Origin of the sequence: Neorhizobium fuzhouense (assembly GCF_042611105.1) — a bacterium.
In the GTDB taxonomy this organism is placed as follows: Bacteria; Pseudomonadota; Alphaproteobacteria; order Rhizobiales; family Rhizobiaceae; genus Neorhizobium; species Neorhizobium galegae_A.
This window is the reverse complement of sequence record NZ_JBHFFP010000005.1, coordinates 95,698-110,928: the sequence shown is the minus strand read 5'-3', so window position 1 is coordinate 110,928 and position 15,231 is coordinate 95,698. Positions and strand designations below refer to the sequence as shown.

General features: G+C 62.0%; 17 protein-coding genes. 6 read left to right on the top strand and 11 right to left on the bottom strand.

The genetic code is table 11. The features are described from left to right. Positions 1-14 precede the first annotated feature (14 nt). The 4 genes from ACEXP3_RS10860 to ACEXP3_RS10845 form a co-directional block, all read right to left on the bottom strand. Positions 15-584 (bottom strand): CarD family transcriptional regulator, encoded by a 570-nt coding sequence (locus ACEXP3_RS10860; protein WP_210105947.1) that lies wholly within the window; start codon positions 582-584, stop codon positions 15-17. Between the two features lie 361 nt (positions 585-945). Beyond that, positions 946-1,284 carry a ferredoxin FdxA gene (gene fdxA, locus ACEXP3_RS10855; RefSeq protein WP_210105948.1) on the bottom strand — a complete coding sequence of 113 codons (339 nt, stop codon included), beginning with the start codon at positions 1,282-1,284 and terminating at the stop codon, positions 946-948. 299 nt (positions 1,285-1,583) lie between these two features. Beyond that, positions 1,584-1,910 carry an RNA-binding S4 domain-containing protein gene (locus tag ACEXP3_RS10850; RefSeq protein ID WP_377297281.1) on the bottom strand — a complete coding sequence of 109 codons (327 nt, stop codon included), beginning with the start codon at positions 1,908-1,910 and terminating at the stop codon, positions 1,584-1,586. A 2-nt stretch (positions 1,911-1,912) separates the two neighbouring features. After that, positions 1,913-5,080, bottom strand: coding sequence for a helicase-related protein (locus ACEXP3_RS10845; protein WP_377297479.1), 3,168 nt, complete (start codon positions 5,078-5,080; stop codon positions 1,913-1,915). 379 nt (positions 5,081-5,459) lie between these two features. Here ACEXP3_RS10845 and ACEXP3_RS10840 point away from each other — a divergent pair, with 379 nt between their 5' ends. The 3 genes from ACEXP3_RS10840 to ACEXP3_RS10830 all read left to right on the top strand — a co-directional run bounded on the left by ACEXP3_RS10840 (position 5,460) and on the right by ACEXP3_RS10830 (position 6,287). Then, positions 5,460-5,663 carry a hypothetical protein gene (locus ACEXP3_RS10840; protein WP_210106058.1) on the top strand — a complete coding sequence of 68 codons (204 nt, stop codon included), beginning with the start codon at positions 5,460-5,462 and terminating at the stop codon, positions 5,661-5,663. A gap of 171 nt (positions 5,664-5,834) precedes the next feature. Beyond that, complete coding sequence (locus ACEXP3_RS10835; RefSeq protein WP_210105951.1) at positions 5,835-5,990, top strand: DUF3309 family protein; 156 nt, start codon at positions 5,835-5,837, stop codon at positions 5,988-5,990. 42 nt (positions 5,991-6,032) lie between these two features. Further along, positions 6,033-6,287, top strand: a complete 255-nt coding sequence (locus ACEXP3_RS10830) for a YMGG-like glycine zipper-containing protein (RefSeq protein WP_210105952.1) — start codon at positions 6,033-6,035, stop codon at positions 6,285-6,287. 111 nt (positions 6,288-6,398) lie between these two features. On the opposite strand, the gene phbB is transcribed toward ACEXP3_RS10830, so the two are convergent. Continuing rightward, positions 6,399-7,124 carry an acetoacetyl-CoA reductase gene (gene phbB, locus ACEXP3_RS10825; protein ID WP_377297280.1) on the bottom strand — a complete coding sequence of 242 codons (726 nt, stop codon included), beginning with the start codon at positions 7,122-7,124 and terminating at the stop codon, positions 6,399-6,401. A 62-nt stretch (positions 7,125-7,186) separates the two neighbouring features. Next, complete coding sequence (locus ACEXP3_RS10820) at positions 7,187-8,368, bottom strand: acetyl-CoA C-acetyltransferase (protein WP_210105954.1); 1,182 nt, start codon at positions 8,366-8,368, stop codon at positions 7,187-7,189. 241 nt (positions 8,369-8,609) lie between these two features. Between ACEXP3_RS10820 and phaR the strand changes: the two genes are divergently transcribed. Then, entirely contained in the window at positions 8,610-9,200 is a 591-nt protein-coding gene (gene phaR, locus ACEXP3_RS10815) for a polyhydroxyalkanoate synthesis repressor PhaR (RefSeq protein ID WP_377297279.1), read from the top strand. A 154-nt stretch (positions 9,201-9,354) separates the two neighbouring features. Here phaR and rpmF read toward each other — a convergent pair whose 3' ends face one another. From rpmF to mtgA, 3 genes are all read right to left on the bottom strand, one after another. Continuing rightward, entirely contained in the window at positions 9,355-9,540 is a 186-nt protein-coding gene (gene rpmF, locus ACEXP3_RS10810; RefSeq protein ID WP_210105956.1) for a 50S ribosomal protein L32, read from the bottom strand. Between the two features lie 284 nt (positions 9,541-9,824). Then, a complete protein-coding gene (locus ACEXP3_RS10805) occupies positions 9,825-10,472 on the bottom strand; it encodes a glutathione S-transferase family protein (RefSeq protein ID WP_377297277.1) in 648 nt (215 codons plus the stop codon). A gap of 75 nt (positions 10,473-10,547) precedes the next feature. After that, positions 10,548-11,222 (bottom strand): monofunctional biosynthetic peptidoglycan transglycosylase, encoded by a 675-nt coding sequence (mtgA, locus tag ACEXP3_RS10800; protein WP_377297478.1) that lies wholly within the window; start codon positions 11,220-11,222, stop codon positions 10,548-10,550. Positions 11,223-11,427: 205 nt separating this feature from the next. Between mtgA and ACEXP3_RS10795 the strand changes: the two genes are divergently transcribed. Then, a complete protein-coding gene (locus ACEXP3_RS10795; protein WP_377297276.1) occupies positions 11,428-12,339 on the top strand; it encodes a polyprenyl synthetase family protein in 912 nt (303 codons plus the stop codon). Between the two features lie 116 nt (positions 12,340-12,455). Beyond that, entirely contained in the window at positions 12,456-13,094 is a 639-nt protein-coding gene (locus ACEXP3_RS10790) for a LysE family translocator (protein WP_377297275.1), read from the top strand. Between the two features lie 109 nt (positions 13,095-13,203). On the opposite strand, the gene ACEXP3_RS10785 is transcribed toward ACEXP3_RS10790, so the two are convergent. After that, the gene (locus ACEXP3_RS10785; protein ID WP_210105961.1) at positions 13,204-13,869 is read right to left on the bottom strand and encodes a YiaD family glycine zipper/OmpA-like lipoprotein; all 666 of its coding nucleotides are present in this window, start codon (positions 13,867-13,869) and stop codon (positions 13,204-13,206) included. Positions 13,870-13,952: 83 nt separating this feature from the next. After that, on the bottom strand, positions 13,953-15,197 hold the full coding sequence (ispG, locus tag ACEXP3_RS10780) for a flavodoxin-dependent (E)-4-hydroxy-3-methylbut-2-enyl-diphosphate synthase (protein ID WP_377297274.1): 1,245 nt from the start codon (positions 15,195-15,197) through the stop codon (positions 13,953-13,955). Positions 15,198-15,231: the final 34 nt, after the last annotated feature.

The following is a 15,231-nucleotide window of genomic DNA, read 5'->3' as shown; positions in this document are numbered from 1 at the left end:
CGGATAAAAGAGGCTTAGGCCGCTTCTTCGTGCGAATCTTCCTCGTCCAGAACCTTGCTGCGCTTCGGTCCCTTGGCAAGGTTTGCCTCGATGAGACGAACCGATTCCGTATCGGACATCTTGTTGACGGCTGCGATTTCGCGCGCCATGCGATCAAGGGCAGCCTCATAGAGCTGACGCTCGGAATAGGATTGCTCCGGCTGGTTTTCGGCGCGGTAGAGATCACGCACCACTTCAGCGATCGAAATCAGGTCGCCCGAATTGATTTTCGCATCATATTCCTGCGCCCGACGCGACCACATGGTGCGCTTGACGCGGGCCTTGCCCTGGACAACCTTCAAGGCGCGTTCGACGAAATCGGTTTCGGACAGCTTGCGCATGCCGATGCTGACGGCCTTGGCAACCGGCACCTTGAGGCGCATCTTGTCCTTCTCGAAATCGATCACGAACAGTTCGAGCTTCATGCCAGCCACTTCCTGTTCTTCGATGGCTGTGATTGTGCCCACTCCATGCGCCGGATAAACGATCGCTTCACCGGTCTTGAAACCATGGCGCGCTGAAGATTTTTTCTGCTGGGTCGTCATTCGTTTAACAAACTCCCTGTTACGCACCCGGCCTTCCGGGACCGGGGCCGGGTCAGTCAGGCCCGGATGAGACGGGGGAACCGTCGGTGACTCCATACTGGTCCGTTGAACGCGCGCGAAAACAACACCTGATCGCGGACGGCGACGACAAATCCAAAGCTGGCTATGTCACGGGAACCGCGGCGGGTGCTCTGTTGCTTTCGTGATGTTTTTGGGCACGCAAGTGCCGCCTTGTGGAACAGTTCTGGATGTCTACCACAAATATGGGAGGAAATCAATGATTTGCTTTCGCAGATGCACAGACGCAACGGTCGCGTCCGTGCCTAATCGTTAAGCAATCCCAAACAGGACAGCGCAAAGCTCAATCGCCTTTGCCGGGCTCCGGCGAGAAATACTGCTCGAATTTGTTGGCAACGCCGTCCATTTCCTTGGCGTCATCCATGGCATCGCGCTTGACCGTGATGTTGGGCCAGACCTGCGCATATTCCGCATTGATCTTCAGCCACTTATCGAGACCCGGCTCGGTATCCGGCTTGATGGCTTCGGCCGGACATTCCGGCTCGCAGACGCCGCAATCGATGCACTCGTCCGGATGGATGACCAGGAAATTCTCACCTTCGTAGAAGCAATCGACCGGGCAGACTTCCACGCAGTCGGTGTATTTGCAGCGGATGCAATTGTCGGTCACGACATACGTCATGAGGCACTCCAGTGATATCACGGTTGGTCAACATCGGCGGTGGGAGACGCCTGCCGACCGGGCGGAGCCAGATGATGGCCGGGCACACGAAAACGCGTGGCGTCTCCTCGCATGCGGCCCCAGCTTTTCCCCTGTGACTAAAGGCTTTGAGGCGGCTTAGCAAGAATAAACAATCGCTCAAACGCCGCCAAAGGAGATGGATTATCCAATGACCCCGCAGCGCGCGGAAGAGCTGTCACATTTTACGGCAGGATCTGAAAACGGCCCCGGCATGCGATGCGCTCGGCCGGCGGTGGCTTTTACGGCTTCCGAAGCGCCCGCTCGAACGCCGTCAGAGGCGCCTGCTGCGGCGTCACATCCTCATAGAGCAGGCGAGCGACAGGGGCAGGCCCGCGCCGGTCAGCGCAGTCGCGCACGATCAGCATCACGTCCCGGCGTTCAAGCCGGATCTCGATGCGGTCCCCCGCCTTCACCTGGCGGCCGGATTGGACAATCACATGGCCATTGATTGTCACAAAGCCCGCCTCGACCAGATCCTGCGCGAGGCTGCGCGACTTTGCCAGCCGCGCAAAGAAAAGCCACTTGTCGATACGCTGACGCTGCTCTTCAAGTGGCTTTTCCGGCATGGCTACTTCTTCATCTGCTCCTTGAGAGCAGCGAGCTTGGCAAAGGGCGAATCCGGATCGATCGGCTTCTCCTTGCGCGGGGGCTTGGCTTCGAAGCGGGCAGGCTGCGCCGATTTGCCGCGGTCGTTGCGGTCACCCCGGTCCTGACGATCGGGACGGTCGCCCCGCGGCGGACGATCGCCCTTGCTGTCCGGCCGGCGGTCGCCACGGTTTGCGCCGCCACGGTTCGGCTGGCCGCCCTCCCGGTTCGGGCGGGCACCCTGTTCCGGACGCTCATCGCTGCGGCGGTTGTCGCGACGGCCTTCGCCGGTGCGCGCTTCGCCGGCATTGCCGGCATTGGCGCCGTGGCGATTACCCTGCTGGCGGCGATCGCCTTGCGGGCGGCCACCGGAGCGCTGGTTATCGCTGCGGCCGCCACCCGGACGCCACAGGAGAACGGGCTTAGCCTCTTCGACAGCAACAGGCTCACCGGCCGTCTCGGCCGTGAGGCCGGCATCGGCGGCAGACGCGCCGGTTTCATCAGCGGAGGCTGCCGCTTCCGGGGCAGCGGTTTCGGCAACGGCCGGCTCGTCAGCCGGGCTGGTCGCCGCTGCTGTCTCGCCTGATACCTCGGCAGGGGCTGCCGCCTCTGGCGCGGACGCATCGGCGTCGTCGCCTTCGGAGGCAGCATCAGGGCCGGCCTGCTCGGTGGCTGCGGCCGTTGCCGGCTGCTGGCTTGCGAGATAGGCCTGCGCCTCTTCCGGCTTTACCGCATCAGCGCGGTAACCGAGGCCCTTCAGGATTTCTTCCATGTCGTCGGGCGTGGCCCCCAGAATGGAGAGCATGGCGGTCGTCGTGGTGAAGCGGCGACCATCATAGGCGCCTTCCGGACGCGCGGTTGAACCCGGCTTCCACTGCAGAAGCGGACGGATGAGATCCGCCAGGCGCTCCAGGATATCGACACGCACGGCGCGCTTGCCGAGGAAACGGAAACCGGCCAGCTTGTAGAAATTGCGCTCGAATGTCGGATCGGTGACGACCGAGGTGCGGCCGGCAGCCAGAGCGGGAATGAGATCGCCATAGCCGGGCTTGTCGAGGCCGTCATTCTTCAGCGCCCAGAGCAGCGTGATCAGTTCGGCCGGCGCCGGCTTCAGAAGTGCGGGCATGAAAATGTGATAGGCGCCAAACCGGATGCCATAGCGGCGCATCGAGGCGCGCGCATCCTGGTCGAGCGTCTTGACCTCGTCGGCCACATCGCGACGGAACAGCACGCCGAGGTTTTCGACCAGCTGGAAAGCGAGCCCCTTGGCCAGCCCCTGCAGATCTTCGGCCCGCGACAGGTCATCCAGCGGCTTCAGCACCGTTGCGATATGGTGATTGACGTAGCGTTCCAGGCGCGCAGCGACATGATCGCGCGCATTGCCGGTCAGCTGTTCGTCGGCCAGAAGAATGAGGCGCGGATGCATGATGTGATCGGTAGCCGCGAGACGGGCAACGGGATCGCCGAGCCAGCGCACAGTACCATCCGAGCCGACCGCCAGATCGCTGTTGCCGCAAGCATAAAGACGCGCCGCGCGCGCTTCGAATTCCAGCGCCAGCGCCTTCTGCGCTGCCCCCTGCACCGCCTTCGCATCCGGACCTTCTGTCCCGGATACGGGCGTAAACCGGAAACCGGCTAGTTGACCGACGTGGTGTCCCTCGACGAAGACATCCCCATTTACACTGATTTCAGCTTCCAGCATCGCATTCTCTCTCAGGCGCTTCATGAGCACAGATGTCCTGCGATCAACAAAGCGTTTCGTCAACCTTTCATGTAGCGCGTCCGACAACCTGTCCTCGATTTCTCGTGTCTTTTCTTGCCAGTGTGTCGGATGCGCCAGCCAACCCGGACGGTTGGATACATAGGTCCAAGTTCTGATTTGGGCGATACGCGCAGAAAGCGTATCGATTTCCCCGTCGGTCCGATCGGCGCGCTGCACCTGCTCGGCCATAAAGTTCTCGTTGACCGTGCCATAGCGCACCAGATCTGAAAACAGGGTCGAGATCAGATCGGCATGCTGGGCCGGTGTAATGCGGCGATAATCGGGAAGCGCACAGGCCTCCCACAAAATCTCCACTCGCTCAGGCGTTGTGGCAACATCCCGAATTTCCGGGTATCGGGCAAGATAATCCAGCGCCTGCATGTCGGTTGCCGGTAGCGCGCGGGTAAGCCCGGCAATGGCCGGCGCCATGTCGAGGCTCGCGCGCAAGTCGCGCAGCGAGGAAAAATCCAGCTGCTTGGAGCGCCACTGCAGCACCTTCACCTGGTCGAAATGGTGCCCCTCGATCCGCTCCACCAATTCGTCATCGAAGGGTTGCACCTGGCCCGTCACGCCAAATGTTCCATCCTTAAGGTGGCGGCCGGCACGACCGGCGATCTGCCCGAGTTCGCCCGGATTGAGGTTGCGGAACTGGTAGCCGTCGAACTTGCGATCCTGCGCAAAGGCCACGTGATCGACGTCGAGGTTGAGGCCCATGCCGATCGCATCGGTCGCCACCAGATATTCCACATCGCCGGCCTGATAGAGGCCGACCTGCGCATTGCGCGTGCGGGGGCTGAGGGCGCCGAGCACAACGGCGGCCCCGCCGCGCTGGCGCCGGATGAGTTCGGCGATCGCATAAACCTCGTCGGCGGAAAAGGCGACGATGGCGGAGCGCTGCGGCAGGCGCGTGATCTTTTTCTGGCCGGCATAGAACAAGGTCGACAGGCGCGGGCGCTCGACGACGGTAATGCCGGGCAGCAGCTTTTCCAGAATGGGGCGCATGGTCCCGGCACCCAGAAGAAGCGTTTCCTCCCGGCCGCGCAAATGCAGGATACGATCGGTAAAAATGTGGCCCCGTTCCAGATCGCCCGCCAGCTGCACCTCGTCGATGGCGACAAAGGCGGCTTTCGTCTCGCGCGGCATGGCTTCCACGGTGCAGACGGAAAAACGGGCATTTGGGGGAGAAATCTTCTCCTCGCCGGTCACGAGCGCCACATGCTTTGCGCCGACCTTTTCCACCACGCGCGTATAGACCTCGCGCGCCAAAAGGCGAAGCGGCAGGCCGATCACGCCGGATCCATGCGCCACCATCCGTTCGATGGCGAAATGCGTCTTGCCGGTGTTTGTCGGGCCGAGGACCGCGGTGACGCCGCGACCGCTCAAGATCATGGGCTGAGAATTCAAAGCATTATCCGCGCATCGTGTCCGGCTGCACCACGATCGCGCACAGCCCCCGAACACATGGCGATCCGTAGCCGATAAGGCAAGCCGCAAGAGGCCGGACGGCGCGTTTTGGATCGAAATTCCGCAAACAGGCGCCATTTGCCGCGCCAAACTGCCATTGGCATGCGGGAACACGCTGCGAACGAATCAGCGACGAATCGGCATCCATCGCGTTTCATGTTTCGTTCTGCACTTGACTGATGCCGGCAGGCGGTTTGCCGCACCATAGCTTTCGCTTGACAAAAGCCAGGCATCGACCGGAAGGTATCCCCGCCTCTACCAGGCATGCATTAGCTGCCTGCCACACCGTTGGAGTTTTCCCATGATGGCGATCTTTCGGATTCTCCTCACCGTGCTCGGCGTTCTGGCAACTGTGATGGGCCTGATCTGGATGGCGCAGGGGAGCGGGCTCTTTCCCTATCCCGCGTCGAGCTTCATGATCAACCAGACGCCATGGATCCTGCGCGGCGGGCTTCTGGCGCTGGCCGGTCTTGCCGTAATCTGGGCGGCCCGTCGGTTTATCCGATAGAACCGATCGTGCCGCAACCGAACCGCAGGCGCACCAGCGGACGCCTGTGATGCAGGTTCGCCAGCCGCAATTCTTCTTTGTTTCGGCACCCTTGCAGTTCGGTGGAACAAAAATCGGGGCATGGCGTTTCCGTCGCACAACAAATTGATGTGTGCATCGGAGATCACCAACATGCTCGGGACAGTCCTGCTCGTTATCCTCGTCCTTCTTCTTCTCGGCGCGCTTCCCAACTGGGGCTACAGCCGGAGCTGGGGCTACGGGCCTTCCGGCGGTCTTGGCCTTGTCGTGGTGATTCTGCTCATCCTGCTTCTGATGGGCAGGATCTAAATTTCAAAACCAGTCGAACCGAATAAGGGAAGGAACTACTCCATGAAAAAGATCCTGGCCGTCGCAGCCGTTATGGGCCTGCTTGCATCCTGCACCTCCACAGAGCGTGGCACCGCCATCGGCGCCGGCTCGGGCGCCGTCATCGGCGGTGTCGTCACCAACAGCTGGGGTGGTGCAGCGGTCGGCGCCGTGGCCGGCGGCCTGGTCGGTGCGGCCATCGGCGAATCGCAGAAGCACAAGGGCTACTGCGTCTATCGCGACCGCTACGGCCGTACCTACGAGGCACGCTGCCGCTAACGTCTTCACCCCGTCCAAATACGAAACCGGCGCGGACACCCGCGCCGGTTTTGTTTTATCAGGCTGGCTTAGTCGTGATCGGAGGAGGCTTGCGCCCTACATCCCGGGTGATCAGCTGAAATACTGGCCGCCATTGGCCGAAATCGTCGATCCGGTGATGAAGCCTGCATCGTCTGAGGCGAGGAAGACCACGCAGCGGGCGACTTCCTCCGGCTCCCCCAGCCGTCCGACAGGGATCTGCGGCAGGATACGCTCATTCATGACGCGCTCCGGCACGGCACGCACCATCTCGGTTCCGATATAACCGGGGCAGATAGCGTTGACGGTGACGTTCTTGGCCGCCCCCTCCTGCGCCAGCGCCCGGGTAAAGCCGATATCGCCGGCCTTTGCCGCCGAATAATTGGCCTGCCCCATCTGACCCTTCTGGCCATTGATCGACGAGATGTTGATGACGCGACCAAAGCCACGGTCCCGCATGCCGCTCCACACTGGATGCGTCATATTGAAGAGTCCTGTGAGATTGGTGCTGATCACCTCGTTCCACTGGCCGGGCGTCATCTTGTGGAACATGGCATCGCGGGTGATGCCGGCATTGTTCACCAGGACGTCTATCGGACCAAGGGCTGCCTCAACCGCGGCGATGCCGGCAACGCAGGCCTCATAGGAGGAGACATCCCATTTGAAGACGGGAATGCCTGTTTCCGCCTCGAAGGCCTTTGCACGTTCGTCATTGCCCGCGTAATTGGCGGCAACGGCATAGCCCGCCGCCTTCAGGGCAATCGCGATGGCCGCGCCAATGCCGCGCGTGCCGCCGGAGACCAATGCAACTCTCGTCATGCAATTCCCCCCTTCAATGAAAAATGTCCGGCCCTTCTTCGTGGTCGGAATGGCTTAAGTCATCACATCGCTTCGAAGCACATCGCAACGCCCATGCCGCCACCGATGCACAGCGTGGCGAGGCCCTTCTTGGCACCCCGGCGCTTCATCTCGAACACCAGCGTGTTGAGCACACGGGCGCCGGATGCGCCGATCGGGTGGCCGATGGCGATGGCGCCGCCGTTGACGTTGACGATCGACGGATCCCAGCCCATGTCCTTGTTGACGGCGCAGGCCTGCGCGGCAAAGGCTTCGTTGGCCTCGACAAGATCAAGATCGCCGACCGACCAGCCGGCCTTTTCGAGCGCCTTGCGCGAGGCCGGGATGGGGCCCGTGCCCATGATCTGCGGGTCGACACCCGCCGTGGCCCAGGACACGATACGCACCAGCGGCGTGATGCCGCGACGCGCGGCTTCGGCCTCGGTCATCAGCACGGTTGCAGCTGCACCATCATTGATGCCCGATGCATTGCCGGCCGTCACAGTGCCTTCCTTGTCAAAGGCCGGGCGCAGCTTGGTCATGCTATCGAGCGTGGCACCGGCACGGATATATTCGTCGGCATCGACGGTAACGTCGCCCTTGCGACCCTTGATGACGAAAGGAATGATTTCATCGGCAAAGCGACCGGCCTTCTGGGCTGCTTCGGCCTTGTTCTGCGAGCCGACCGCGAACTGGTCCTGCTCGTCGCGCGTCAACTGCCACTGGCGGGCAACGTTTTCGGCCGTGATGCCCATGTGATAGCCATAGAAGGCATCGGTCAGGCCGTCCTTGATCATGGTGTCGATCATCTTCATGTCGCCCATCTTGGTGCCGGCGCGCAGGTGCGCGCAGTGCGGCGCCATGGACATGGATTCCTGACCGCCGGCGACGATGATCTTGGCATCGCCGAGCGCAATCTGCTGCATGCCAAGGGCGACCGCGCGCAGGCCCGAGCCGCACAGCTGGTTGATGCCCCAGGCGGTGGTTTCCTGCGGGGCACCGGCCTTCATGGCGGCCTGGCGTGCCGGGTTCTGGCCTTCACCGGCCGGCAGAACCTGGCCGAGGATCACCTCGTCCACTTCCTTTGCATCAACGCCCGCCCGTTCCAGCGCACCCTTGATTGCGGCCGCGCCCAGTTCATGGGCGGCAACATTGGCAAACGCGCCATTGAACGATCCAACGGCCGTTCTCGCTGCGGATGCAATTACAATCGAAGGCTGGCTCATGGGACGTCTCCTCAATTCCTTGGTTGTTGAATGTGAGACTGGCAAAGCTTCCGGTATAAGTCAAAGGGTCGAAGCCATCAATTTGATGCGCTTTGTTAAGAGGTTGCGTTTTGTCGCGATGCACGCGGAAAGGCTGCCGCATCGCACAATTCGTTTGTCAGCCCGGTTTATTTGAGCGTAAGGTTGGGAAGGGAGAGAAATATCGACAAAAAACCATATTGACGGGATCAAGGAGGCAATTATGGCGAAGACTGATGGTGAGATTGTCATTAAGAAATATGCCAATCGCCGCCTCTACAACACAGGCACCAGCACCTATGTGACGCTGGAAGATCTGGCGACCATGGTGAAGAAGGGCGAGGATTTCGTGGTGCAGGACGCCAAGAGCGGCGACGACATCACCCATTCCGTGCTGACCCAGATCATCTTCGAGCAGGAATCCAAGACCGGCAACACGCTTCTGCCGATCTCCTTCCTGCGCCAGCTGATCTCCTATTACGGCGACCAGATGCAGATGGTGGTGCCGACCTTCCTCGAGCATTCGATGAAGACCTTTGCCGACCAGCAGACGCAGATGCGCGAGCAGATGACGCGGGCATTCGGCGAGACGCCGCTCACCAAGAACCTGCAGATGCCGATCCAGATGATGGAAGAACAGGTGCGCCGCAATACGGACCTGTTCCGCCAGGCCATGCAGATGTTCTCGCCCTTCGGTCCGCAGGGTGCGCCCGCAGAACGCGAGCCGAAAAAGGCGCCCGACGCCAAGGATCTCGACGAGCTGAAGGATCAGCTGCGGACCCTGCAGACGCGCCTGGACAGCCTGGGCTCCTGAGGCGTCACGGGGCTTGGCCCGCAAGATCATAAATGGACGGAAAGGGCTGCAGGTGACTGCGGCCCTTTTTTTGGATCGGATGCATTCGGCAAATTCCGGGCAACAAAAAAGGCCGGCGAAAACCGGCCTTCTGCAGCACGATCTCAAGAAGAGATTATGCGTTTTCCTTCGGCGTCAGAACCTGGCGACCACGGTACATGCCCGTCTTCAGGTCGATGTGGTGCGGACGACGCAGTTCGCCGGAGTTCTTGTCTTCGACGTAGGTGGGGTTCTGCAGCGCGTCAGCGGAGCGGCGCATACCGCGCTTCGACGGGCTCGTTTTTCTCTTCGGTACAGCCATTTTCGTTACTCCAAATTGTCAGGCAAAACATGCTCGGCGGCCCGAAGGAGGCCGAACTCCACATGTCTCGATCTCGGAAATTTGCCGGGCTTATACATGGCAATCCCCCTCTTGACCAGTCCCTGCAGGCAAAATTTGAAAAGAAGCCTTGTGCCCGCGCCGGATGATGAAGAGTAGCCCGCCTGATATCACAGGCGACACGCCAGAGTCCCGCTCAATCGGCAACACCTGATGTGCCGCCTTGCGCACCGAGAGAGCTTCCCCGGCAAGGCGGCGCGGGCGGGTCAGGCCTCGTCGGCGGGCACGATCCAGGGTTCGGCAAGCGCTGCCTCCTGCCACGCAAGCCAGGCCGGATGGGCCATTACGGCGTCCATATAGGCGGCCGTCTCCGCGTCCACCGCAATGTCATAGACGTCCAGGCGGTTGACGACGGGCGCAAACATCGCGTCAGCCGCGCCAAAGGCGCCGAACAGGAAGGGCCCGCCGGATTTCGCCCGCAGCGTCTTCCAGATCTCGGTAATGCGCGCCACATCGCCGGCCACGCCGTCCGGGAGCGGAATGGCGCGCTTCTGGCGGCGCATGTTCATGGGGCAGGCATTGCGCAAGGCCCTAAAACCCGAGAGCATTTCCATCGAGACCGCGCGCGCCACCGCCCGGTCACCCCGGTCTTGCGGCCAAAGGCCTGCATCCGGAAAAAGGTCGGCGACATATTCGATGATGGCGAGCGATTCCCAGACGAACAGATCGCCATGCTGCAGCACCGGCACCTTTCCGGTTGGCGAGAACCGCCGAAATTCCGGATTGCCGCCCTGATCATCAAAGGGGGTGAGCACTTCCTCAAACTTAATGCCCGCTGCCGTCAGGGCAATCCAGGGCCGGAAGGACCAGGACGAGTAATTCTTGTTGGCGATATAGAGAACCAGTCCGTCCATGCAAAAACCTCCGGCCGTTATCGTGGCCGCACCATAAAAGCCGCCGAAGCATGCGGCCAACGACTTTTGCTTCTGTCAATCATAAAGGCATTTGATGTATTCGCCCGCTGCCCGCGCGCGGCGCTCCACGACGGAGGACAGGCGCTGCATGCCGCGCCCCGGCTTGCTCGCCACCCGCGTGAACGGATTGGGCAGGGCAACGGCCAGCAGGCCCGCCTGCCTCTGGCTGAGATTGGCCGCAGACACCCCGAAATGATAGCGGGCAGCCGCCTCGATGCCGTAAATGCCCGGACCCCATTCGGCGACGTTCAGATAGATTTCCATCATCCGGCGCTTGGACCAGACAAGATCGGCCCACATAGCCAGCGGCACTTCCAGCACCTTGCGGATGATATTGCGGCCATTCCAGAGGAAAAGGTTCTTGGCGGTCTGCATGGGAATGGTGCTGGCGCCGCGCGTTGCCTCGCCATCCAGCGCATCCTGCACGACACCGCGCATCTGCACCCAGTCGACGCCGTCATGGGCGCAGAATTGTCCGTCCTCCGACATCATCACCGATCGTGTCAGCACCGGCGCGATCTTGTCGAACGGCACCCAGCGGCGGTCATAGCCCTGAAACGTCACCAGATCGGCGACCATCAGCGTCGAGACGGGATGAATGAACGGAAGCGCGTAAACGATGACCAGCGCATAAGGCAGGAGAAGAAGGCCGCCAAGCGCGATCACCACCAGTCTCACCCGGTCAGTCAGCGCAAGCCTGCGCCCCGATTTCGGCAAGGGCGCCTCCTCTTCGGACTGCCGCTCGGGTGTGAGGTCCAAATTCTGCCACTCGTTTTCGTCTCGCTCTGGCTACATAACGGCAGATGGCCGCAAAGGCCAGTTGCAGAGGCCACTATGACGGCATTTTCACCAAAACTCCGTTGCCAGCCGCCGGCCATCATGCCAATGAACCGCCATGATCGATCCTGCCGCCTTTGACACCTATCTGCGCCAGCGCGCCGCGGAAACGGAAAGCCTGCTCTCCGGGCTCCTTGCCATCCTGCCGCTGGCAGACGAGATCGCGCGCCCGGACACGCTGGTTGCGGCCATGCGCCATGGCACGCTGAATGGCGGCAAGCGGCTGCGTCCCTTCCTCGTCTCTGAATCAACGGCGCTGTTTTCCGGCGACAGGGCAGTGGCGGCCCGCGTCGGCGCAGCGCTGGAATGCCTGCACAGCTATTCCCTCATCCATGACGACCTGCCGGCCATGGACGATGACGACCTGCGCCGCGGCCAACCGACCGTTCACAAGGCCTTCGACGAGGCAACGGCGATCCTCGCCGGCGATAGCCTGCTCACCTATGCCTTCGACGTGATTGCGGCGCCGGAGACGGCATTGCCGGACGATCGCAAGGTGCAACTGGTGCTGGCGCTGTCCCGGGCGGCAGGGCTTGGCGGCATGGCCGGCGGCCAGGCGCTGGACCTGGAGGCGGAAACCACGGCGCCGAGCGAAGACGGCATCGTGATGCTGCAGGCGATGAAAACCGGCGCGCTGCTGCGCTTTGCCTGCGAGGCGGGGCCAATCATTGCCGGGGCTCCCGCCGAAGATCGGCTTAGGCTGCGGCGGTTCGGCGAAATCATCGGCCTTGCCTTCCAGCTCGCCGACGACGTGCTCGATGTGACCGCCGACGCGCAGACCATGGGCAAGGCCACCGGCAAGGATGCCGGTCGCGGCAAGGCAACGCTGGTCGGCCGCCACGGGCTTGACTGGGCCGAGCAGCGACTGGATGCGCTTGTGGCGGAGGCCATTGCGCTGCTTGCCCCCTATGGCGACAAGGCCGACATGCTGATTGCCACGGCCCGCTTTGTGGCCGACCGGCAGAGCTGACACGACATCGCAGGACCGCCCATCATCGAATGTGACGGATCCGATCAAAACTCTTGGTGTGTCAGTGCGTAGAAACCAGCCTATAGTCGGGTTTTCCGCCGCTGGAGAGACTGCGCGTGTCCGATATCCTTGACAGCCTGCCGCACGTGGCGACGGCCTTTACCATCTATCTGGTTGCCGTTGTCAGCCCGGGGCCGGCCAACATCGCGATCATCAGCACGGCAATCAACCAGGGCCGCAAGAGAGCCATTCTCTTCGCGCTTGGGGTCTTTGCCGGCTCCTTCACATGGGCCATGTCCGCAGCGCTTGGCTTGTCCGCCATTCTTGCGCGCTACGGAGAGGTTCTTTACGTCATCAAGATCCTCGGCGGCCTCTACCTCCTCTATCTCGCCCTCAAATGCTGCCGCGGGGCCCTCAAAGGCCAGACGGCACCGCCGAAGGCACAGAGGGTGCTGCGATCGAGGGGCCGGACGTTCCTCTCCGGTTACGGCCTCCACCTGACGAACCCCAAGGCGATTTTCGGCTGGATCGCGACGATTTCGGTCGGCCTTCCGCCGCAGGCCTCGCCCGGCACCGTCGCCCTCGTCGTGACAGGATGCCTCAGCATCGGCTTTGTCGTTTTCCTGGGCTATGCGCTCATGTTTTCCACCAATCGCGCCGCCCGGTTATACCAGAGCGCTCGTCGGCCGCTGGATGCGCTGCTTGCACTGCTGTTCGGCGCTGCCGGCATCAAGATGATGACCAGCAGCCTGTAACCCGCTTGCCGTAACCGATGCCCAGGCGGCACTGAGCGGACGGCTTTAGTCTCCATAAAAAAGGCGCCGCTTGCGCGACGCCTTCTGGTATCCGGCAGGATCGAAGAGATTACCCTTGGGTGATCGGCGCGATCTGGATTTCGACGCGGCGGTTCTGGGCGCGGCCATCAGGCGTTGCGTTGGACGCGACCGGCTGAGATGGACCAAAGCCCATGGTGGAGATGCGGCGCTGATCGACGCCACGGCCGCCGATATAGTTGGCAACGGAGGCAGCGCGACGTTCCGACAGCTGCTGGTTATGCGCAAGGCTGCCGGTGGAATCGGTGTGACCGTTGATATCGATAAAGGTGCGGTTGAACTTGTTGAGAACGATCGCCACCGAATCGAGCGTCGGATAGAAGCCCGGCAGCACCTGATCCTGATCGGTCGGGAAGGTGATGTTGGAAGGCATATTGAGGATGATGCGGTCGCCGGCGCGGGTGACCGAAATGCCGGTGCCCTGCAGCTGCGCGCGCAGTTCCGATTCCTGCTGGTCCATGTAATTGCCGATGGCGCCACCGGCGAGCGCGCCGACACCGGCACCGATCAGCGCGGCATTGCGGCGCCCAACGGGCGAACCGCCCACGGCAAGGCCGGCCAAGGCACCAAGGCCCGCACCGATGGCGGCGCCGCCGGTGGTATTGGAAACCTTCTGCTGGCCCGTATAGGGATCGGTTGTGGTGCAGGCAGAAAGATATGTCGCGCAGAGCGCGACAAGTGCAAGCTTCTTCATCATGGAATCAAAACCCCGTCTCGTCTCACACGTCATTTACCCTGAATTACGGCAATAACGAGGACATAGACAGTCGGCAAGAGCCGCTATTCCGCGGCGGTTTTCTGGCCGAAGCGTTTTTCGATGTAGTCAGCCACCAGAGCCTCGAAATCGGACGCGATATTGGGGCCGCGCAAGGTCAGCGCCTTCTGTCCGTCGATGAACACCGGGGCGGCCGGCGTCTCGCCGGTGCCGGGCAGCGAAATGCCGATATCGGCATGTTTGCTTTCGCCGGGACCGTTGACGATGCAACCCATCACCGCGACATTCAGCGCCTCGACGCCCGGATATTTTTCACGCCAGACCGGCATGTTCTTGCGGATGTCGTTCTGGATGTTCTGGGCCAGTTCCTGAAACACGGTGGACGTGGTGCGCCCGCAGCCCGGACAGGCCGCAACGACCGGAATGAACTGGCGAAAGCCCATGACCTGCAGCAGTTCCTGCGCCACCTGCACCTCGCGGGTGCGGTCGCCATTCGGCTCCGGCGTGAGCGACACGCGGATCGTATCGCCGATACCGTGTTGCAGAACATAGCCCATGGCAGCCGAGGAGGCGACGATGCCCTTCGAGCCCATGCCGGCCTCGGTGAGGCCCAGATGCAGCGCATGGTCTGACCGTTCAGACAGCATGGAATAGACGGCAATCAGGTCCTGCACCTGGCTGACCTTGGCCGAGAGAATGATGCGATTGCGCGGCAGCCCGATATTTTCCGCCAGTTCCGCCGAAATCAGCGCCGACTGGACGATCGCCTCATGCATCACCTGCCGCGCCGACAGAGGCGAGCCTGCCTCTGCGTTGCGGTCCATCAGCGTCGTCAGCAGGTCCTGGTCGAGCGAGCCCCAGTTGACGCCGATGCGCACCGGCTTGTTATAGCGGATCGCCATCTCAACGATATCGGCGAACTGCTTGTCCTTCTTGTCCTTGAAGCCGACATTGCCGGGGTTGATGCGGTATTTCGCCAGCGCTTCTGCGCAATCCGGATGATCGGCGAGCAGCCGGTGGCCGATATAATGGAAATCGCCGACCAGCGGCACGTCCATCCCAAGCCGCAGCAGGCGGTCGCGGATTCTTGGCACGGCAGCCGCGCTTTCATCGCGGTCGACGGTGATGCGCACGATTTCGGAGCCGGCCTTGTAGAGCGCGGCAACCTGGGCAACGGTGGCATCGATATCGGCCGTGTCGGTATTGGTCATCGACTGGACGACGACGGGGGCGCCGCCGCCGACAATCACGCCGCCGATATCGACGGCAACCGAAGCACGACGCGGTTTCGGATCATAATCGGCAGGCATCGCTGTCTCGCATCTCTTAAGGAATGGCTTTCAG